The sequence below is a fragment of the Asanoa ferruginea genome (genome assembly GCF_003387075.1).
GTDB classification, from domain to species: Bacteria; Actinomycetota; Actinomycetes; order Mycobacteriales; family Micromonosporaceae; genus Asanoa; species Asanoa ferruginea.
Genome location: NZ_QUMQ01000001.1, coordinates 2,229,436 through 2,250,527, shown reverse-complemented (window position 1 = coordinate 2,250,527; position 21,092 = coordinate 2,229,436). Strand labels below are relative to the sequence as shown.

9 protein-coding genes are annotated in these 21,092 nt (G+C 67.3%); 8 read left to right on the top strand and 1 reads right to left on the bottom strand.

The window, feature by feature from the left end; translation table 11 throughout:
• Nucleotides 1–3 precede the first annotated feature (3 nt).
• Entirely contained in the window at nt 4–1,389 is a 1,386-nt protein-coding gene (locus tag DFJ67_RS10745; RefSeq protein ID WP_203783682.1) for a hypothetical protein, read from the bottom strand.
• Between the two features lie 361 nt (nt 1,390–1,750).
• Here DFJ67_RS10745 and DFJ67_RS43745 point away from each other — a divergent pair, with 361 nt between their 5' ends.
• The 8 genes from DFJ67_RS43745 (at nt 1,751) to brxD (ending at nt 21,090) form a co-directional block, all read left to right on the top strand.
• Complete coding sequence (locus DFJ67_RS43745; protein WP_239097265.1) at nt 1,751–2,167, top strand: recombinase family protein; 417 nt, start codon at nt 1,751–1,753, stop codon at nt 2,165–2,167.
• Complete coding sequence (locus DFJ67_RS10740) at nt 2,146–3,207, top strand: recombinase family protein (protein WP_239097264.1); 1,062 nt, start codon at nt 2,146–2,148, stop codon at nt 3,205–3,207. Before DFJ67_RS43745 ends, DFJ67_RS10740 begins: the two co-directional genes overlap by 22 nt.
• A gap of 764 nt (nt 3,208–3,971) precedes the next feature.
• Entirely contained in the window at nt 3,972–5,213 is a 1,242-nt protein-coding gene (locus DFJ67_RS10730) for a tyrosine-type recombinase/integrase (protein WP_239097263.1), read from the top strand.
• 515 nt (nt 5,214–5,728) lie between these two features.
• On the top strand, nt 5,729–9,850 hold the full coding sequence (gene pglW, locus DFJ67_RS10725) for a BREX system serine/threonine kinase PglW (RefSeq protein WP_116067749.1): 4,122 nt from the start codon (nt 5,729–5,731) through the stop codon (nt 9,848–9,850).
• On the top strand, nt 9,847–13,359 hold the full coding sequence (gene pglX, locus DFJ67_RS10720) for a BREX-2 system adenine-specific DNA-methyltransferase PglX (RefSeq protein ID WP_116067748.1): 3,513 nt from the start codon (nt 9,847–9,849) through the stop codon (nt 13,357–13,359). Before pglW ends, pglX begins: the two co-directional genes overlap by 4 nt.
• On the top strand, nt 13,356–17,057 hold the full coding sequence (locus DFJ67_RS10715; RefSeq protein ID WP_147315484.1) for a DUF6079 family protein: 3,702 nt from the start codon (nt 13,356–13,358) through the stop codon (nt 17,055–17,057). The genes pglX and DFJ67_RS10715 overlap by 4 nt, the downstream gene beginning before the upstream one ends.
• A complete protein-coding gene (gene pglZ / locus DFJ67_RS10710; RefSeq protein ID WP_239097262.1) occupies nt 17,054–19,795 on the top strand; it encodes a BREX-2 system phosphatase PglZ in 2,742 nt (913 codons plus the stop codon). The genes DFJ67_RS10715 and pglZ overlap by 4 nt, the downstream gene beginning before the upstream one ends.
• The gene (gene brxD / locus DFJ67_RS10705) at nt 19,792–21,090 is read left to right on the top strand and encodes a BREX system ATP-binding protein BrxD (RefSeq protein ID WP_116067745.1); all 1,299 of its coding nucleotides are present in this window, start codon (nt 19,792–19,794) and stop codon (nt 21,088–21,090) included. The genes pglZ and brxD overlap by 4 nt, the downstream gene beginning before the upstream one ends.
• Nucleotides 21,091–21,092 lie beyond the last annotated feature (2 nt).

Here is a 21,092-nt window from a genome sequence, read left to right as displayed (position 1 = left end):
CGCTCATGCTGGCAGCTCCAGTAACTCCCGCCCGCGCGCCGTTAGCGGCTGCGTCCGATCGTGGGTGAACAGCCGGATCTGCGTTGCGATTTCAGCCAGCTGGGGGATGCGAAGACCAATGTTGTCGCGACCTTCGGGCGAGTCGGCGAAATAGGCGCCGTTACGCTCGTGGAGGCGGCTGAATAAGTTGATCGTGCCGTCGGATTTGACCGTCACTTTGCGTAACGCGACTCGCCGGGACTGTGCCAGCATGTCGTCGACGAGCCTGCGTCCGAGCTCGGCAAGTGGTCGGTTTCTAAAATCCTTCCGTAGCTGGGCGATCCAGGTGGGATCCAAATAGGTGGGTCGCCGCCCGGCGAAGCTGCGCAGGCTGATGCCGCTCAAAGTTTTCAGCCTGCATGCCCCGAGGAGGAGTACGGCTACGTTTGTTGCCGCACTGGCCCTCTCGCTGGTGATGGCACGTTCAGCCGGGTATGGATCGCCTTGTGCATCGATCGTCGGCGGTAGGCCTGATTCGAAGTTGGTCACGGTGCTGTCGGGCAGGACGTCGCTGATCCACTCGTGGAGATGGTGACGCGACGCGCGATCCGTGTCGAGAACCACTCGCACGAGATCCGCCCACAGACGGCGCCACGCACCTACTGATTGGTGCCGCAGCACGACGCCGCGCCATGCGGCAGCCCGGTCCTCCGTGGCGAACACCGGGTCTTCCCGTGCCTTCGATCCGAATACGACTCCGTCCGCAAGCGCGTCCAACCAGGTCTTCGCCTGCGGGTGTAGTTGCCACGAACGGGCAAGCAAACGAAGGGTGGCCCTTCGCGTCCGGTCCTCGGCAGTCCACGCCGCTGGGTCGTGCCGACCGTCGACGGTTGCGGTGAAGACGTCACGCAACGGTGCAAGGTCGGGAGTTTCCTCCTTGTACTGGAGACTCAGCCGTTCGAACGCCGATGCGGGCAAGATGAGTCCCGCTCCTTTCTCTGCGACGGCGAAAAGGGGCGCGTACATTGCCAGAACCTCCGCCGGACACCGGTGACGGCCGGCCCGCAGAGCGCCGCCGTCAAGGGCGACGGTGCCCATCGCGACACTTGGACCGTTGTACTGCGACCAAAAGCCCCAGGAGCGCGGTGAGTATGAACCCGCACCGGTGCTGTCTGCCACCGCGAACTCGCTGCCTTCGGCGGGAGCGAGCCGAGCAAGCGCGTTCACGCCGTGGCTGATTCCGGCTGGGTGGTCAGGCGTGTCGTATGCCTGGGAGATCCGCGCCATGCCGACTTCTGCCCGGCGGATCAATCGCTGGCAACGCTCGCGGTCCAGGCCGAGGGCCTCTGCGTGTGCTGACAGAGCCCAATAGAGTCCGTAGTAACGGGCATACGGTGTCACCGTCGACACGCCCGGGACGAGCATGTCGACTGCCGCCATTACCGGCGCTTCGACTGCGAGTGGATATCTGCCAGCGCGGGCGACCAATCCAGGCTCACACCAGCTCGGACCCGCCACGCTGGACCGAGCAGGGACCGGACTGGACGTTGGATCGGTGGAGGCGGTGGTCATCCAATCATCCTGGTGGGGAGATCCGAGCTACGGAATTACCCATCGCGGCGAATCTGGGTCTACACCACGAAACCGTTGGATAAGACTGTTCGTATCGCAGCTCCCCCATTCACCTCAGCGGGTGAGATCAACCCCTGATCAGTGGGTATGTCACCTCCGCCCACAGACAACCTCGCCCTCGACGGCCGATCGTTGAACTATGCAGCGCGGCGACCAGGCCGGTCTCACCTTCGCCTTCTACGGCCGGGTTTCGACCGAGGACCATCAGGACCCCCAAGCGTCCCTTGCCTGGCAGCTCGGACGAGCCCGGGAGCTGATCGTCCCTACGCGGGGCCACATCGTGAGCGAATACTTCGACGTCGGGATCTCTCGGTCTCTCCCCTGGAAACGTCGTCCGCGGGCCAACGAGCTCCTTCAGGCCATCAAGAGTCCCTCGCGACCGTTCGCTGCCGTGGTCATCGGTGAGCCTCAGCGTGCCTTCTACGGTGACCAGTTCAGCATGACCTTTCCGATCTTGGCTCACTACGGCGTCCAGCTGTGGGTGCCCGAGATCGGCGGCCGGTCGACCCGGGCAGCGACGCCCACGACTTGGTCATGGCCCTCTACGGCGGCATGAGCAAAGGCGAACGCAACCGCATCCGGGCACGAGTCCACTCCGCGATGACAGCCCAGACCCGAACCGAGGGCCGCTTCCTCGGCGGCCGCCCGCCCTACGGCTACCGAATCGCCGATGCCGGACCCCACCCCAAGCCGACTCGGGCCGCCGACGGCCGCCGATTGCACCGCCTCGAGCCTGACCCTGACACCGCCCCGACCGTCGTGCGGATCTTCGTTGAGTACCTTGCCGGCCGCGGCCTGACCTCAATCGCCCGAAGTCTGACACTCGACGGCATCGCCTGCCCGTCCGCGCACGACCGGACCCGCAACCCGCACCGAGACGGCACGGCCTGGCAGATCACTGCGGTGCGGTCCATTCTCACCAACCCGCGCTACACCGGCCGGCAGGTCTGGAACCGGCAGCGCGGCGACGAGGTCCTGCTCGACATCGACGACGTCGCCGCTGGCTACACCACCGTCCATCGCTGGAACCATCCCGACGACTGGGTCTGGTCCACCGGCCAAGCCCACGAGCCCCTTGTCGATCCGAACACTTTCGCCCGCGCCCAGGAGACTCTGTGCACCCGCGGGGCCGTTGGGGACACAGGCAAGGCCCCACGACGCAGCAATCGGCCCTACCTGTTTCGCGGGCTGCTCACCTGCGGGCTTTGCGGACGCCGGATGAACGCCGGGGTCCACCACGGCCGCATCTATTACCGCTGCGTCGCCGCCGGCCTCGCCGACCCGCTGGCGGATCACCCACCCACGGTCTACCTGCGGCAGGACGCCCTCACCCCCGCCGTGACCGCGTTCCTCGGCCAAGCCGGGTACGCGGTCGACGCGGCTGTCAACCGCACGTCGAACGAGAGGGATCCCGGGGACGGGGGGAGGCCGCGCGCTGCGGCGGCCCGCCAGGCTGAGGCCTACGCTCGCCGCGGACTGCGCCTGACCTACCACTGGGACCGAGACACGGTGGTCCTGCGCGTCGTGATCCCGCCGGCGGCCGGCGCCGCGCCCGAGGCGGCGGTGATCCACCAAGCCGAGTTCGTCGTTGGCTGACGGCGTGCACGAAGGCGAGGGACACGCACATAATCGGTCTTATGTTGAACGCCGATCCTGCAACCGCCCACCGGGCCAGCCCGGCACACCGGGCACAGATCGACATCCTTAGGCTGCCGCGGTGGTTGGGACAGCGGATGTGGGCGTCCGGGTGTGGACAGCCGAGCGGGTGCACCAGCTCGGCGTGGTGACCGATGTTCCGACGGCGTCAGCGATCTTCCAGATTTCGCGCAGTGTCGGGTATGACTTGGTGCGCCGGGGCTGTTTCCCGGTCCCGCTGATTCGGGTCGGTGACCGCTACCGCGTTCCCACCGCGCCAATACTTGCGTTGCTCGGCCTCGACCGCGACGGTGCATCGCCTGGGCCGGACGAAAACCGCAACGTCTCGGATGAGAAGCGGCGAGTGGACCTGGTCGGCGCGGTCGGCTGCTCCCCGATGGTTACCACCGGAAAAGCCGGAAGCGCTGCGGGCGCCACAGATGCGGGGAACCTCGTCCGGGTCGGTCTACAAGCGGTGCGCCTGCAAGGGAGACAGCGGGCGTCGGTTGGGTGCGCGCTGTCCTAAGCTGCGTGGCCCGGACGGTGGGTGGAACAGCCGCCATGGCGTATGGGGTTTCCAACTCGAGCTACCCGTCGACGATGGCGAGCCCCGCCGCCAGCTGCGGCACAGCGGCTTTCCCACCCGACGGGCTGCCGAGGCCGAACGTGACCAGGCGAAGAGCCTGCTCGCTGTCGCCGGGGGCGATCCCACGATGGAACGGGCTGTGGCCGCTCTGCTGGTTCGGCACCGCCCGGGCACGCCGTTCCCCGACAGGGACGTACTGACCCAAGATCTGCAGGCGATCGTCGCACCGACCGCTGGGCTCACGGTCGGCCGTTACTTGATCGAGTGGCTCGACGGGCGCCAGGTCGCCGCGACTACCCGCCACTCCTACGCCCAGCACATTCGGCTCTACCTCGGACCACACCTCGGCCACCTCTTGCTGCGGGAACTCACCTGCGCCCACATCCAGGCCATGTACGCCGCAATCGGCGCGCAGAGCAACGAGATCGCGGCCGCGCGGAACAGCGACGACCCGGACATCCGTCAGAGCGTTCGCGGCCGGCGGCCACTGTCCGCCGCCACCCTCCACAAGCTTCATTCCACCCTGCACAAGGCCCTCAGCGACGCTGTCCGCAAACATCATCTGATCCCACACAACCCCGCCGCCGCCGTCGAGCTCCCCGACACCCGACGCCCCCGCGCGCGGGTGTGGCGAGACCGGGACGTCGCAGAGTGGAAGCGCACCGGACGGCGGCCGAGCCCGGTGATGGTGTGGACACCGCCGCTGGCAGGTGCGTTCCTCGATCACATCGAAACGGCGTGCCCGACTCTCTATCCGATGTTCCTCCTGATGTTGCACCGTGGCCTGCGCCGGGGCGAGGCCTGCGGGCTACTCGACCGCGATGTTGACCTCGGCCACCTCCAGATCGTTATCACCCAAACCATCACCACCGTTGGCTACCAGACGATCGTCAAACCGGTGAAGACCCCAGCCGCACGCCGGACACTTCCACTAGCCGGGCTCACCGCCGCGGTCCTGCGCGAATACGTCGCCGAGCGGGCCCAATGGGCAAGACGGGCCAGGGCCTGGCCGGACCACGGCTTGTTCTTCGTCCAACCCACGGGGGCCGCGTGGCATCCCAAGCAGCTGACCGACCGGTTCGACCAACTCGTGCGCTCCAGTGGCATGCCGCCCGTTCGCCTCCACGACCTGCGCCACTGCGCGGCCACCTACCTTCGGCACGCCGGCGGAGATCTAAAGGAGGTCCAGGAAACCTTGGGCCACGCCGCGATGGAGTTCACCGCCGACTCGTACGTGTCGGTGCTGCCCGAGCGCCATATTTTCGGCGCCACCGCCGCCGCCGATCTCATCCCACGGGGCAAGTTCAACTCGACGTCGGCCTCCGTGCCGACTAGCGCGGCACCGACTACCGCATGCCCACGCAACTCATCTAGCAGATGATCCGGCGATTCGCTGTTCGTACGTTGCAGCCAGAGGATCACGTCCTTGCGGGCCAGCGACCGCCCGACCGTGAAGTCTGGCCGCCAACATTCTTCGCTGGGCCGGGCGCGATCACCGTCGGCATAGGTGTCAGGGCACGGTAGAGGCACCGCGCGGCAGCCACCCATAACCGTCCTAATGATGTACGCGGACGAGCCGCGCTGCGGTTCTTGCCCGATGCGGTCGACCGGCGTTGTAGGCAAGGGGTCCTGCTGTCTCGGGCCCTTGAGGTCCGGCATGCTCTACGACCCTCTTCAGGAGGCAGGTGGCAAAAGAATGCGAGCAAGACCGTCATCAGCTTCATGAACAACGGCGGGAGCCGAGTGCCCAGGCCCGAGATTGATTCGTGTACCCGCGCCAAGCGGGTCGAGCGTATGGCCCGACCGTCCCAGAAAGTGACCATTCGGGCGGTGCCGATAAGCTGAGGGACCGGCTTAAGTGGATCATGACGGTCGGCCAAGAGGTGGTGACAACGCGTGCGTGACGACTCGCCACGTTGGGAAGAGGTCAATCCGAGCGAGTATGGCCACGAGAAGGACGGCCTCCGCGAGTTGGCGTCCTATCTTCCTGACGCAGACCCTTTCCATGTCTGGGCCAACGTCGAGTTCGTCGCTACCGACGGTTCCATCAATGAGGTCGACGCGCTAGTGCTGACCCGGTCGGGCCTTTACGTCGTAGAGCTCAAACACTGGCTGGGCGAGATTTCGGGCAACCAGGGCGAATGGGTGCGGCGCATGCCCCGGGGAAGGCTCATGCCAGCGGCCAACCCGCTCGTGCTAGCCAACCGGAAGGCCAAGCGGCTCGCCGGCCTGATCCGCCACTACGCCCGTCAGCAGGGCCGCGGCGACGACGGCCTTTACGTCGGTGCCGCCGTGTTCCTGCATGCCCGCTCCATGCGGTCGCGCCTCGACGAGATCGGCAGTCAGCACGTCTATGGCCTGGACAACCACGATTCCGGGTTACCGAGCCTGAGGGGTTTCCTGCTCGCCGTCCCGCGCGCTCCGGGTCACGCCGTCGACGCCACGCGCGGGAAGCGCATCGTCGAGCTCGTCAAGGGCGCCGGGATCCGGCCGTCGGTCGCCAACCGGACCGTCGGTCAGGTGCTGCTTCTGCCCGAGCCTTTCGCCGAGGGCCTGGGCTGGCAGGACTTCCTCGGTGGGCACGTCATGCACAAGAACCTTGTCCGCCGGGTGCGGTTCTACCTGACGAGCCGGGCGCCGGCCGAAGATGTGCCTGTTATCCGGCGTGCGGCGGAGCGCGAGTTTCGTCTGCTTCAGGGCATCAACCACCCGGGTATCGCGCGTGTCCTGGACATGCACGAGCACGGCTGGGGTCCTGCGGTCGTTTTCGAGCATGACCCGAGTTGGATACGACTCGACCATTGGCTGGTCGAGTACGGTCCGAAACTGAGCATTGCCCAGCGGCTCCAGATCGTGCAGGACCTCGCGGAGATCATCGGGTACGCCCACCTGCGCCGCCTGTCGCACCGGGCGCTGAACCCGCGCGCGATCTACGTGGCGAATCCGACTTCTGCCCGGCCGTCCCTCGTTGTGACCGACTGGCAGGCCGGCGGGCGGTTGGCCGGCTCGACCCAGGTCACGAAGCTGAGCACGTCGACCGATGGCGCGGGGCTCGAGCTCTTCTTCGACGACGAGGTCCGCGCCTACCAGGCACCCGAGGCGGTTAATCACGGCGACGTCCCCGGCACGCAGCTGGACGTGTTCTCGCTCGGTGCGCTCGCCTATCGGATCTTCAGCGGCGAACCGCCGGCAGCGACCCCGGAGGAGCTTGTCGCCGCCGTACACGATGGTGGTCTAAATCTCGCCGCGGTCGCGGACGGCATTCCGAACTCGCTGCTCACGCTCGTCTACGACGCCACGCACGGCAACCCCAGCAAGCGGGTGAAAAGCGCGTCGGCGTTCCACGCCGGGCTCGATGATGTCTGGGAGGAGCTGACCAGGCCCGATCCGGAGCCGGTGGTCGATCCCCTCGACGCGCAGAAGGGCACCGTGCTCGAGGGCGGCTTCACCGTGCTGCGCCGCCTGGGCACGGGAGCCACCGCCACCGCACTGCTGGTCAGCGAGGAGACCCCGGACGGCGCCAAGACGCGGGTGCTGAAGGTCGCCCGCGACGAGCAATACGCAGACCGCCTCGACGCCGAGGCTGGCGTGCTAAAAGCGATGCGCCACCACTGGCAGGTGGCCGAGCTCGTGACAGGTCCGGTCGTAATTGGCGGCCGAACGGCCCTGGTCCTGGAGAGCGCCGGCGAACGTACCCTCGCCGACGAGCTCTCCGGCGGCCGCAGGCTCGCGCTCGACCTGCTCGAACGCTACGGGCGCGACCTCATGGACATCGTGAACTTCCTGGAGGGTGAGGGCGTCTGGCATCGCGACCTGAAGCCCGCGAACCTCGCGGCCCGGCCGCGCCCGAAAGACCGGCAGCTTCACCTCTGCGTCTTCGATTTCTCGCTCGCCGCCGCGCCCGCCGACCAGATCGCGGCCGGCACGCACCCCTACCTCGACCCGTTCCTCGGTCCGCCGCGGCGGATGCGTTACGACGCGGCCGCCGACCGGTTCGCCGCCGCTGTCACCCTCTACGAGATGGCGACCGGCAGCCTGCCCCGCTGGGGAGACAACGCCAACCCGGCCGCGATCAGCGACGAGGTGACGATCGACCCCGGGGTCTTCGACACCGCGATCGCCGACAGGCTCGCCGCGTTCTTCGCCCGGGCGCTGCGCCGTGACTCCGGCCAACGGTTCGACACCGCCGAGGAGATGGCCGACGCCTGGCGCACGATGTTCAAGGACATCCCGACGATCCCGGCCGAGCCGGCCGGTGGCCTCACCCGGGAAAGCTTGCTCGACGCGGTCGGGCTGACCGCCCGCGCCAGGTCGGCGCTCGAACGCCTCGGCGTGCACACGATCGGCGAGCTGCTCGACTACGAGCCGTCGGCGCTGACCCGCGCCCAGGGCGTGCCGGACGCGACACGCAAGGAGATCCTTTCCCAGGTCAGGGCGCTGCGGGCCCGCCTGCCGGAAGAGATTCAAGAGGAGGTACGGGAAGAGCGTCTCCACCGGGCCCAGGGTATCGAGGCCATCTCGGTGAGGCTGCTGCCCGGACAGCGCGCCAAGGACTACGAGTCGCTGGCGGCGGTGCTCGGCCAGTCGCCGGTTGAGAACGGCCGGTATCTCGGCTGGCTCTCCCAGACCGACGCCGCCGCGGCGATCGGGCTCACCCAGCCTCAGGTCTCGACGATGCTGCGCAAGCAGGCGAAGGGGTGGCTGGGCAATGACGACCTCAAATCCGTTCGGGACGAGGTGGTGGCTCTCCTGGAGGCACGTGGCGGGGTGATGTCGGCCGGCGAACTGGCCGAAGCCCTGATCGCAGCCCGTGGTTCGTATTCCGACGAGCCGAAACGAACCCCCCAAGCCATCGGCCTGGTCCGGGCCGCCGTCGAGACCGAACTCACGCGCGGCGGCGATTCCCGGGTGGCCATCCAGCGGTTCCGCGCGTCCGACGTGGTCCTGGTTGGCAGGGAGCCGGAAGATCCCACCGCGGAGACGACCGCCGCCGATTTGCTCGCGTACGCGGTCTCGCTCGGCAGGCGAGCCGCCGAACTTGCCGGTGACGATCCGCTGAACACGCGGACGCGGGCGGTAGAGGAGCTGCGGCGGATCGTTCCTCCCGGCGGCGCTCTTCCGGTCAGCGACGTCCGATTGCTCCAGATCGCTGCGGCGGCGAGCAACAACGTCGCCGACGTTAACGCGCAGGGCCAGATCTATCCGGTCGGTATGGACGCCGAGCGTGCGCTGCGTCTGGCCCGCAACGGCCTTCTTGGCCAGACGATGGGCGCCGACCAGCTCCGTTCCCGGGTCCGCGTCCGCTTTCCCCGGGCGCAGCCGTTGCCCAGCCAGCGCTACGAGCTCGACCAGTTGCTTGTGAACTGCGAGGTGCCGCTGCTCTGGGACGACGGGCGTCAGGCGTACGTGGCGAAGTCGGCCAGTCTCGTCCCGAGTAGCACCCGCATGGTGAGCACCGGCCCGCTCGCCGACCATGCCGATGCGGTCGAGGCCGAGACGAAGCTGCAAGCGGCGATCGAGCGACGAGCGTTCCTCGCGATCCTCGCGCCGATGGCCCGCTTTGTCAGCGCTCGCAGGACGCTCGTCGATCGGCTCGGCCTCACCGAGCTGAACGTCACCGCGCACATCCTGCGTCGGCTCCGCGAACTTGACTTCCCGTGGGACGCGATCGTCGCTGCCGATAGCGGACGCGCGGATGATCCCGACTTCCGTAGCCTCGCCGAGATCGTGGCGCACGAGGTCATGCCGGGCCTTGTTAAGGCGATCTCGATCGACGCGCCACTGCTGTTGACGGATCTCGCGCCGCTCGCCCGCTACGGCCAGCTGCGCATCCTCCAGGAACTCGCCGATCCCAGCCGCCCGCGCGCCGGTGCCCGACTGCTACTCGTGCCCGCCCGCCGGCCCGAACCTGCCATGCTCGACGCCGTCCAGCTGCCGCTCACGTCACCGGCCAGCCAGTCCCTCTGGCTGCCCGGAACGTGGCCGCTCCGCACCGCCGCCGAAGGGATCGCCTCGTGATCGCGCTCGCACCCCTGCAAAAGCAGGTAGGTCTGTTGGTCGAAGACCTCCGCATGCAGGTTGCGGCCGATGAGGGGCTGAGTTCTCAACTGCGCAAGGAGTACGCCGACGCGCGGGCTGCGCGGCGCACGGCGGCGACGTACGAGTCGTGGCTGGAGGACGTGCTCGACCAGGCGGCGGTCGCGTGGGTGCTGGGTTGCGTGTTCGTGCGTTTCTGCGAAGACAACGCGCTGATGAGGGAGGTGTGGATCGGCGGGCCTGAGGAACACGCGTCCGTCGAGGTGGCCCTGCAGAGTCGCCAGGCTTACTTGATCGCGGCGCCGACCCACAACGACAGGCACTGGCTGCGCGAGGCGTTCGCCCACCTGCGGGGGGCTGGGGCGACTGCAAAGATCTTCGACGAACACAACCCGGTGTGGCGGTTCGCGATTTCGGGTCGTGCGGCGGAGGTGTTGTCGGACTTCTTCCGTCGGGGTGCGGGTTGGCTGTCGTTGCGGTCGGCCGACCTGGAGACGCGGTTCCTGGGCGATCTCTACCAAGACCTTTCGGCCCACGCCCGCGAGACATATGCGTTGCTGCAGACGCCGGAGTTCGTCGAGGAGTTCATCCTCGACCGGACCTTCGAGCCTGCCTACCGCGAGTTCGGCCTCGCGAACATGAGCGTGATCGACCCGACCTGCGGCTCAGGCCACTTCCTGCTCGGCGCTTTCGATCGCTTGTTCACCCGCTGGAAGGAACGCGAACCTGCCACGCCAGCCAACGTGTTGGTGGACCGTGCGCTCAGGCAGGTGACCGGTGTCGACATCAACCCGGCCGCGGTCGCCATCGCCCGGTTCCGGTTGATGATCGCCGGCCTGAAAGCGTCCGGTCACCGCGATCTCGCGACAGAGTTTCCGGTTCGTGTGGCGGCCGGCGACTCGCTTCTTGAGTGGCGAGAGAGGTCTCGTCATCAGGGCGATCTTCTCGCGCCGTTCGAGAACCGACCCGAGTATCCGTTCTGGACAGAAGACGCGAAGCAGCTTGGTGACTACCTGAATCCTGGCCAGTACACGGTCGTGGTCGGCAATCCGCCGTACATCACGGTCAAGGACCGGGCACGCAACGAGGTCTACCGGGAGCTGTACTCGGATGTCTGCCACCGCCAGTACCAACTGACAGTGCCGTTCGCGAAGCGGTTCTTCGACCTTGCCAAGCGGGCCGACGGTAACGGCGACGGCGCCGGCTACGTCGGCCAGATCACGTCGAACGGCTTCATGAAACGAGAGTTCGGCGTCAAGCTGATCAACGAGTACTTCGCGCTCCAGGTCGAACTGACCGAGGTCATCGACACCTCAGGCGCCTACATCCCCGGCCACGGGACGCCGACCGTCATCCTGATCGGCCGGGCGAACAAGCGTCGCCGCTCAGAGTCAATCCGCGCGGTGCTGGGCGTCCGCGGCGAACCCGGGCAGCCTGCCGACCCTGCCAACGGTCTGGTCTGGGCAGCCATCGTCGACCAGATCGACCGGCCCGACTCCGAGTCCGAATGGATCAGCGCCGCCGATCTCGACCGCTCACGCCTAGCGAGCCACCCCTGGAGTCTTAGCGGTGGCGGCGCTTCTGGAGTGATGGAGATCCTCGAATCTGAACGGAATTCGGTTCTTCGTGAATGGAATGTCGATATTGGCTCAGGTGCTGTAACACGCGAGGACAACGCCTACATGTTGGGCGCAGGGCTCCTTCGGAGAAGAGCCGTGCCGGCAGGTCAACGATTGCCGATGATTGAGGGCGAGGTCGTGCGCGACTGGTCGATCATTGAGCCTCTGATCGGCTTGTGGCCCTATGATGCGGACTCCCTCGAGCCTGTGGCGGGCTCGTCTTTGATCGAACTTCTCTGGCCGGCTCGGCGGATACTGTCCGAACGGGTCGCGTATGGCGCAACCCAACTTCAGCGTGGTTTGAAGTGGTTTGAGTATTCGATGTTTTTCGCGGGCCGATTCCGGGCGCCGCTATCTATATCGTTTGCGTTTGTCGCAACGCACAACAATTTTGTTCTCGATCGCGGCGGAAAAGTCTTTAGTCGTTCTGCCCCGGTGATCAAGCTCCCGGCGGGAGCGACGGAGGACGAACACCTGCGGCTTCTCGGTGTGCTGAATAGCTCTACGGCCTGCTTCTGGCTCAAACAAGTGTGCCAGGCAAAAACTGGGGCAGATAACACCAGCGGTGGCGGAAACCGATGGAGTCCTGAACCCTGGTACTCCTTTTATGAGTTCACTGGCACGAAATTGCAGAACTTTCCCCTTCCGGATTCGTTTCCGGACGTCCTGAGTCGCGAGATTGATCTGCTTGGTCAGCGACTGATGGCGGCAAGTCCGACCGCGGTTACGACCTCCGACGTACCAACTAGGCGCGGATTGGATGTTGCGGAGCGTGAATGGCAATCTATCCGCCTGCAGATGATTGCTTTGCAGGAGGAGTTGGACTGGGATGTTTATCGCCGTTACGGCTTGCTAGAGACCGCGTTGACCGCGAATGAACCGCCGGATCTAGAGTTTGGTGAGCGCGCGTTCGAGATAATGTTGGCGCGCCGGATGCAAGCCGGAGTGTCAAAGACCCGTTGGTTTGACCACCACGGATATAGCCCGGTTACCGAGCTGCCGGCGCACTGGTCTCCGGAGTACCGAGCATTGGTGGAGAAGCGGATCGCGGTCATCGAGTCTGACCGCAATATCGCGCTCATCGAGCGGCCCGAGTACAAGCGCCGGTGGGCGACTGAGGGCTGGGACGCGATGCGGCACGAGGCGCTGCGCAACTGGCTTCTAGACCGTCTCGAAGCGTCCGAGCTGTGGGGAGGTGCACCCACCCCGCTGTCGATCGGGCAGCTCGCGGACCGCGTTCGGCACGACGACGACTTCAGGTCGGTGCTTGACCTGTACATGCAGACCGACCAGCACGACCTGGTCAAGTCCTTGAGCAAGCTGGTAGCCGACGAATATGTGCCCTACCTGCCGAGCCAGCGCTACAAGCCGGCCGGCCTACGAAAGCGTGCCGAGTGGGAGCGGACCTGGGCGTTGCAGCGCCGCGAGGACGCCGGCGAGAAGGCCGACATTCCGGTGCCGGCGAAGTACACGTCGGCTGACTTCCTGAAGGCGAGCTTCTGGCGTAACCGCGGCAAGCTCGACGTGCCGAAGGAGCGGTTCATCTCGTACCCGAAGGCCGGTCGCGACGGTGACGGCACCGAACTGATCGGCTGGGCCGGCTGGGACCACCTGGCACAGGCTCAGGCGCTAGCGACGATCTACCTGGACCGTAAGACGCAGGGCGGGTGGAAGGCCGACCGGCTGCTACCGCTGCTCGCGGGGATCGCCGAGTTGGAGCCGTGGTTGCACCAGTGGCATGGTGAGCCGCGTCCGGGCTTCCCGGGCACCCCGGCGCAGTTCTTCACCGGTTTGATCGACACCGAGTTGGCCGCGCTTGACGCCGACCGGGCCGACCTTGCCACCATCAGGGGCGTGGAGGTGCCCGCATGACATTGCTGCGCGAACTCATCGAGATCCCGACGTCGGTCGGCGACGCCGACTTCGTGGTGCGGGCGTCGGAGGGCGCTGACCTGCGCCGCTATGTGGTCACCGACGACCTGCGGCGTAACTTCGACGAGGCGCTCAGCATGGTCGGGCACGCGGTGACGAGCGGCCGGTCGCAGGCGAAGTTCCTGCACGGCTCGTTCGGTTCCGGTAAGTCGCACTTCATGGCCGTGCTCCGCGAGATCTTGGCGCACAACGCCGAGGCCCGGTCGGTGCGCAGCCTCGGCGAGCCGGTCGCCAAGGCCGACGAGTGGTTACACGGCAAGCGCGTCCTCAGTCTGACCTTCCACATGCTCGACGCGCGCTCGACCGAGCAGGCGATCCTCGAGGGATACCTGCGGCAGATCACCGCTCTGCATCCTGAGGCGCCGCCGCCAGCCGTACACCTCTCAGATGGGCTTCTGCGAGACGCGGCGAAGCTGCGCGCGGACCTCGGCGACGAAAAGTTCTTCGACCGCCTTCGCGGCACCGGGATGACGCCCGGCGGCAGCGGGTCGGGGCTGGCCGTCTTGCGCGCGCAGTCCGCGGGCTGGACCGCGGACAGCTACGAGCGTGCCGCCGCATCAGCGCCCGGCACGAAGGAACGCGACGCGCTGGTCAGCGCCCTGATGAGCACGTTCTTCACGGGTGCGGTGCGCGGGGGCGAATACCTCGATCTCGATACCGGGCTTGCGGTGATTACCCGACACGCCAAAGATCTCAACTACGACGCGATGGTGTTCTTCCTCGACGAGCTGATCCTCTGGCTCTCGACGAAGATCGCCGACCACACGTTCGTGCAGACCGAGGGCGCGAAGCTCAACAAGCTGGTCGAGTCGTCGGACACCGCGCGGCCCCTTCCGATCGCGTCGTTCATTGCACGGCAGCGCAACCTCGAAGACTTCCTCGGCCCGCAGGTCGGCGGCACCGAGCGTGCCGCGCTCGCCGATGTGATGCGCAGTGTCCAGGGTCGGCTGGGTCAAGACATCGTGCTCGCCGACACCAACCTCCCGGAGATCACCGAGAAGCGGCTGCTCAAACCCAACGACGGCAACGCGAAGGCGATCATCGACCAGGCGTTTTCGGCGGTTCGTGGCCGGCGCGAGGTGTGGGATGTTCTCCTGCTGGGCGACCAGTACGGCGACGCCGGGATCGGCTCCGACGCGGCCTCGTTCCGGCGTCTCTATCCATTCTCGCCGGCACTCGTGGCCACGCTAGTCGCGCTCTCCCAGGCGCTTCAGCGCGAGCGGACCGCCCTCAAGGTAATGACCGAGCTGCTCGTCGAGCGGCGCAACACGCTCGCGGTCAACGACCTGATCGGCGTGGCGGCGTTGTTCGAGCCGCTGGTGCTGCGCGGCGAGTTGCCCGACCGGCCCGAGCTCAAGCAACTGTTCCAGGCTGGCCGCGACACCTACCTGCACAAGTTCCGGCCGCTGCTGCTTGCCACGCACGGGATTGGGGAGGCCGAGGCACCACACCACGAGCTGTTCGCCCTCGACGATCGGCTGGTCAAGACGCTGATCCTCGGCGCGCTCGTCGCGGAGGTGCCGGCGCTTCACAACCTGACCGCGGCGAAGTTGCACGCGTTGAATTTCGGCTCGATCGCTACACCAATTCCTGGCTACGAGAACCAGATCGTGCTCGATCGGCTGCGCCGACTCGCGGCCGACGCCGGCCAGCTCCACATAGGCGAGGGCCCGGACCCGGTCATCTCGGTGACGCTGGCGTCGGTGGACTACGACCGGCTTCTCGACCTTGTGCCGCACAACGAGACCGCCTCCGGCGTCCTGCAACAGCTCGTACGCGAGCTGGTCAGCGGCGAACTCGGCCTCGAACTTCGCGACGGCACCTTCGGCGAGCTTCCGTACGCGCGCGAGTGGCGCGGCCGCAAACACCCCATCCAGGTGCGGTTCGGCAACGTCCGCGACAAGGACTCAATGCCAGACTCCGCGCTCATCGGCCACGGCGACGCCTGGCGGATCGTCGTCGACTACCCGTTCGACCCGGGACACCGCCGCAACGAGGACTTCGCGCGCATCGAGACCCTCGAACGCGGGCACCGCACGGTGCTGTGGATGCCGCTGTTCCTCACCGACGACGTCATGGGCCGGGTCGCCCAGCTCGCGAAGATCAACTATCTGCTGGGTGGTGGCAACGGCGACAGGCTCACACAGCTCGCGGCCGACTGGTCGGTCGCCGACCGGCAGCAGGGCAAGGTCTACCTCCAGCAGCGGCAGCAGCAGTTGCGGGTCGCGATCACGGATGCGTTCAAGCAGGCGTACGGGGCCGCGGCACCTCACCCGGCCAACGTCGAGAGCGACGCCGTGCCGATCCTGCATACGCTCGCCCACGGCCTTCGCCTCGGTGACCCGCGCGGCGGCACGTTGCGCGACGCGTTCCAGAACCTGACCGGGACGCTCCTCGCCTGGTCCTATCCGGGCATCCCGGCCTTGCCCGACGACGAGAAGTCGATTACGCGGGCCGAGTTGGCCAAGGTACTCAAGTACGCGCGGTTGGCCGCCGCCGAGCCGACCAAGGGCATCGCCGTCGACACCGCCGACCAGCGGACGATTCGCCGGATCTGCAACCAGCTCCGGCTGGGCGAGCTACATGAGCACCGGTACGTGCTCACGATGTCTACGTGCTGGTGGAGTGGTCACCTTCTGCAGGAAGCGTCGAAGCAGGGGTACAAGGAGCATTTCCCAATTCACGTGCTCCGGCCTCTCCTCGATCAGGAGAAACCACGAGGGTTCGAGCGCGATCTGCAGAACGCAATTCTCGCTGTCTTTGCCGAGGAGCAACAGCTCGCGTGGTTCCATCACGGCAGTAAGGTCCCTGTCGACAGCGTCCAAGCTGTCGACGATGCGATGGAACTGCGCCAGATCCCCTTGCCCGACGAGCAGACCTGGAGCGAAGCTCGCACGCGGACACAGGGTCTCTTCGGCAAACAGCCCCCGGCATGGCGTAGCGCGGGAAACCTTGGCGTGTTCGCCAGCATGGTCCGCGCGGAGGCCAGGGCCCAGGCAGCCAGCGCCGATGTGCTCGCACGTGAGCTGGAGCGGAATGCCGACGCGCTGGGCCTTGACGTCGACGCGACGACCGGTCGGCTTGCAACCGCCCGGCGGGTCGCACGGCTGCTCAAGGAGCTTTCTGGCGAGTCCGATGACGTCGACCTGATCGCTCGTGTCGCTCGGGCCGACGTCGGCGATGTCGACGACGCGGTCGCGGGCAGGGCCTTCAAGTCCGCCGGTGCCGTCATCGACGCCCTCGCGGGCGCACAATGGCCACTGATCCATGTGATCCGGACGCTAACTCCGTCTGACACAGGGGCCGCGGAAATCGTCGAGCGGCTCGAGATGGCCGCACGCCATGAACAGAACGCCAAGGATCTCGTCGAAGCTCTCCGAAACGCGGGTAATGCCGCCGCTCGCCACATCGCACAGATCGATCCGGAGCAGGAAGAGAGGCGACGAAAGGAGAAGGAAGAGCGAGAAAAGCGTGATCGGGAGCTGAAGGAGAAGGAAGAGCGAGAAAGGCGCGATCGGGAGCGCGCGAACGCGCGGATGGAGATCTTTGACGGTACTGGCCTGGATGAACTGACAAACCGACTTAGCCGCGAAGTTGAGTCGGGGAAGACGGTGACGGTCTGGTGGGAGGTGCGGTGACAGCGGTGCAGCCGGCCGCGATCCGCCGCAAGGTCGAGGATTGGCTTCGCAAGTCCGAAGACCAGGCGCCGGCGATCGCGCTTCGGTCTCGTCCGGACTGGACCAACGATCCCGTCCTCACCTTCGGAGCGACGATCGCACGCGTCGTGCCGTGCCCCACGCCGCTTGCCGCGTGGGCCGCGCTCGGAGACCGCCGGGACGGTGAACGGCTGGTTTTGCTGACCGAACTGACCGACGGTCAGCTCGGAGACGGTCTGCTCGCGTACGTCAGCCTGAACACGGTGCGTCGCGTCGACGCGTGGGAGATCGCTGCCGGCCTGTTCGGCGCGTCGCAGAACGATCCGATGCTGATCCGTGAGGGCCGGTGGGTCGCCGACGCGCTCATCGACCTCGTTCCCACCGATGGTTGGCCGCCTGCTCTGGGCACTGTGTTGAGCCGCGACCTCGCGCTGGCGAGCTTGGTGGCGGAGGCGCTCGGCATCGACAGCGATCAGCTCGACGGTGCGGGCCTGATGGATTGGACGACCGAGGCGGCCAAAGTCCTGCGGGCGACACAGCGGCCTGCGGCGGTCTTGGACGGAATCCGCGGCTACCTCTCGGAGGTGGGCGGGCCCGGCGCGGCAGCCATCATGGCAGCGGTCCGTTCCGGTAACGGTGCGGACGCCGTACCTCTGGGATTGCTTGCGGGTGCGCTGTGGCCGGCGCCGTCAGGCGGACCACGCGCCACGGCGGTGGCCGTCGCTCAGACCCGCCTCGAGCGCTACTTCGGCGGCACGCGGCCTGGCAACGACGAGGCAGCGGCGCTGCACACGTTGGCCCTGGCCTACCTCGGCCGGGTCGGCACCAGTGACGACGAGGGTCGCCGCAAAGCTAACGGCTATTTGGTCCGAGCCGAGAAGATCGCGCAGGAGATTGACGCGACCGACCTCCTCGGCGGGAGCGACGTGTTGCCGACCGGTTTCTTGCAACGGCTCCAGGCGGTCGCCGTCGCGGTGCGGCTGGGCGCGGCCGGAGGACGACCCGCCGCCGCGGTCACGTCGGCGGAGCGGGCCTTGGCATATGCCGAGGCCCATCGGGGCGCCGACGCCTTCCGGCTCGAAGCCGCACGGATGGCGGTACGCCTGCTGCGCTGGCTCGAAAGCGGAGACGGTCCCCAGCCAGCCACGCTCTACGACGCTTTGCTGCGCCAGGTGAGGGACGACGGCTTCGTCGATCGGGCGCGCCTCGACGTGTTCGTCGGAGACGTCGACCCGGTCGTCGCAGAGGCATACCACCTGCTGCACCGGGAGGTTGACGCCCGGCGCGCACGGCACGACCAGCGGTTCGCGACGCTCTTGGCCGAGGCAACTGAACACGATGCCGAACCGGGCGCGTTGATCCGCGTGGAGGACGTGTTCGACCGCGTCGTCCACCCGGTCCTCGACAATGGCAAGCGCGTGCTTCTGCTGGTCCTCGACGGTATGAGCGTCGCCGCCTCGACCGAGCTCGCCGAGTCGATGACCCGCACGGGCTCGTGGATGGAGCTGACGCCGCAGGGTCAGGAGCGGGTCGGCGTGCTGGCCGCCCTCCCGACGATCACCGAAGTCAGCCGCTGCTCGCTGTTCACCGGTCGGATCGCCACCGGCGAACAGAAAGAAGAGCTGGCCGCCTTCAACCAGCGGTTCCCCACCGGACTCCTGCTGCACAAGTCGCGGCTTCGGGCCGGTGCGGGCGCGGCATTCGACCCCGACGTGATCGAGGCACTCGGCGACCCGAACGCGCCGGTGGTCGCGGCCGTGGTCAACACCATCGACGACGCACTCGACCGGAGTGACCCCGGCACCACCGTGTGGGGGACCGAGACCATCCAGGCGGTACGCGACCTGCTCACGCTGGCGTCCGACCGCGTCGTCATCGTGGTCTCGGACCACGGCCACGTGGTCGACCGGGGCCCCGACGCGGTAACGCGTCCGAGTTCGTCGAGTGAAAACCGGTGGCGGCCCAGCGACCATGCGGTCGGTGACGGCGAGGTGCTGGTGCGCGGGCCACGCGTCGCGAAGGGCGACGGGGAGGTCGTCCTACCCTGGCGGGAGGAGATCCGCTACGGCCCCCGCAAGGCCGGCTACCACGGGGGTGCCTCGGCCGCCGAGGTCGTGATCCCGTTGCTGATGTTCAGCGCGGGCGACGAGAACGCCGTTCCCGGATGGGCGGGCGCCCCGGTCGCCAGCCCGTCGTGGTGGTGGCCCGCCAATGACGCGGAAACGCCCTCGTCGTTGCCCTCACCCGCGTCGCAGTCGTGGCTGGTCGAGTCGGTGAAGGCAGGGAAGCCGCATAAGGCTGCCCGGCCCCCGTCGCAGGCACAGGCCGAGACACTCTTCGACACTCCCGCCGGTGCTGCGGCGTCGAAGGCCGAGGCCGCGCCGGAGCCGACGGCGCAGCCATCGCAGGCAGACCGACTCGTCGCCGCATTGCTGGCCAGCGACACGTACGCGCAGCGTCGCGGTGGACGGGGCGGGCTGCCGGACAACCGGGTGGCCGCGATGGTTCGGATTCTTCTCACGGGTCGGGGACGCAGCCGGGTCGATATGCTGGCCACGCAGGCCGGCATACCCGCACACCGGATCAACTCGACAATCACCGCGCTCCGGAAAGTCCTTCAGGTCGAGGGCTACCCGGTTCTGCAGATCGATCCTGACGGCCAGACGGTCATCCTCGACATCGCTCTGCTCGTCGAGCAGTTCGGACTGGACCAGAAATGACGCTCGAGGTCTCGGCGCGGCGCCGGCGCGACATCGTCGACGCGTTGCGACGTGGCGTCGTGCCGCACAACGGCTTGGACGCGCTCGCCGTCGGGCTCGATCGGTTCGTGGTCGCGATCGACGAGGACCTCGAGCGGGTCGCCGGCGGCGGGAGCGTCTTCAAGGCCATTCGCGGTGAATACGGCGCGGGCAAGACGTTTTTCACCCGTTGGCTCGCCGAGCGCGCCAAGCGGAGCGGGTTCGCGACCTCGGAGGTGCAGATCTCGGAGCTGGAGACTCCGCTGCACCGGATGGAGACCGTCTACCGGCGGCTCGCAGATCACCTGACCACCGAGCAGTTCGCGCCCAGCGCGCTGCGACCTGTACTCGACAGCTGGATCTTCGCTCTGGAAGAGGACGTCCTCGCCGGCGGCGAGGTCGCGGAGGACGACGCCGACGCGCTCGACCATGCGGTGGGCGAGCTGATGGAGCAACGGCTGGCGGAGATTTCCCGGCGTACCCCGGCGTTCGCCGCGGGCCTGCGTGGTTATCGGACCGCGACCGCTGCCGGTGACCTGGCCACCGCGAGTGCGCTCGCGGCGTGGCTCGGCGGGCAGCCGCAGGTCGCGGCTTCGGCGCGGCGGGCAGCCGGTGTGAAGGGGGACCTCGACCATTTCGGTGCGCTGAGCTTCCTGCAGGGTTTGCTGACCGTGCTGCGCGATGGTGGGGGATCCGGGCTGCTGCTGGTGCTCGACGAGGTCGAAACCTTGCAGAGGGTACGCAGCGACGCGCGGGACAAGGCCCTCAACGCGCTGCGGCAGTTCGTTGACGACATCTACGCGGGACGGTTCCCGGGCCTGTTTCTGGTGATCACCGGCACGCCAGCGTTCTTCGATGGGCCGCAGGGCGTGCAGCGGCTTGCTCCGCTGTCGCAGCGACTGGCCACCGACTTCGGCTCCGACCCGCGGTGGGACAACCCGAGGGCGGCGCAGGTTCGGCTGCCCGGATTCGACATCGACCGGCTCGTCGAACTCGGCATCAAGGTCCGCGAGCTTTACGGCTCCGAGCGGGTCAGCAGAGTCGACGACGCATACGTGCGGGAACTCGCGCAAGCGGTCACCGGGCGGCTCGGCGGCAAGGTCGGCATCGCGCCGCGCGTCTTCCTCAAGAAGCTGGTCGCCGATGTGCTCGACCGCGTCGACCAGTTCGACGACTACGACCCGCGCCAGCACTACCAGCTGACTGTACGGTCCGACGAGCTGTCCGAGGTCGAACGGAACGCGGCATCAGCCGACGAGATCGAACTGCAGATCTGACG

Excerpts from the sequence above, each read along its gene's own strand:
- DFJ67_RS43745 (WP_239097265.1), top strand. The coding sequence starts at position 1,751 with ATGCAGCGCGGCGACCAGGCCGGTCTCACCTTCGCCTTCTACGGCCGG.
- DFJ67_RS10740 (WP_239097264.1), top strand. The coding sequence starts at position 2,146 with ATGGCCCTCTACGGCGGCATGAGCAAAGGCGAACGCAACCGCATCCGG.
- DFJ67_RS10715 (WP_147315484.1), top strand. The coding sequence starts at position 13,356 with ATGACATTGCTGCGCGAACTCATCGAGATCCCGACGTCGGTCGGCGAC.
- brxD (WP_116067745.1), top strand. The coding sequence starts at position 19,792 with ATGACGCTCGAGGTCTCGGCGCGGCGCCGGCGCGACATCGTCGACGCG.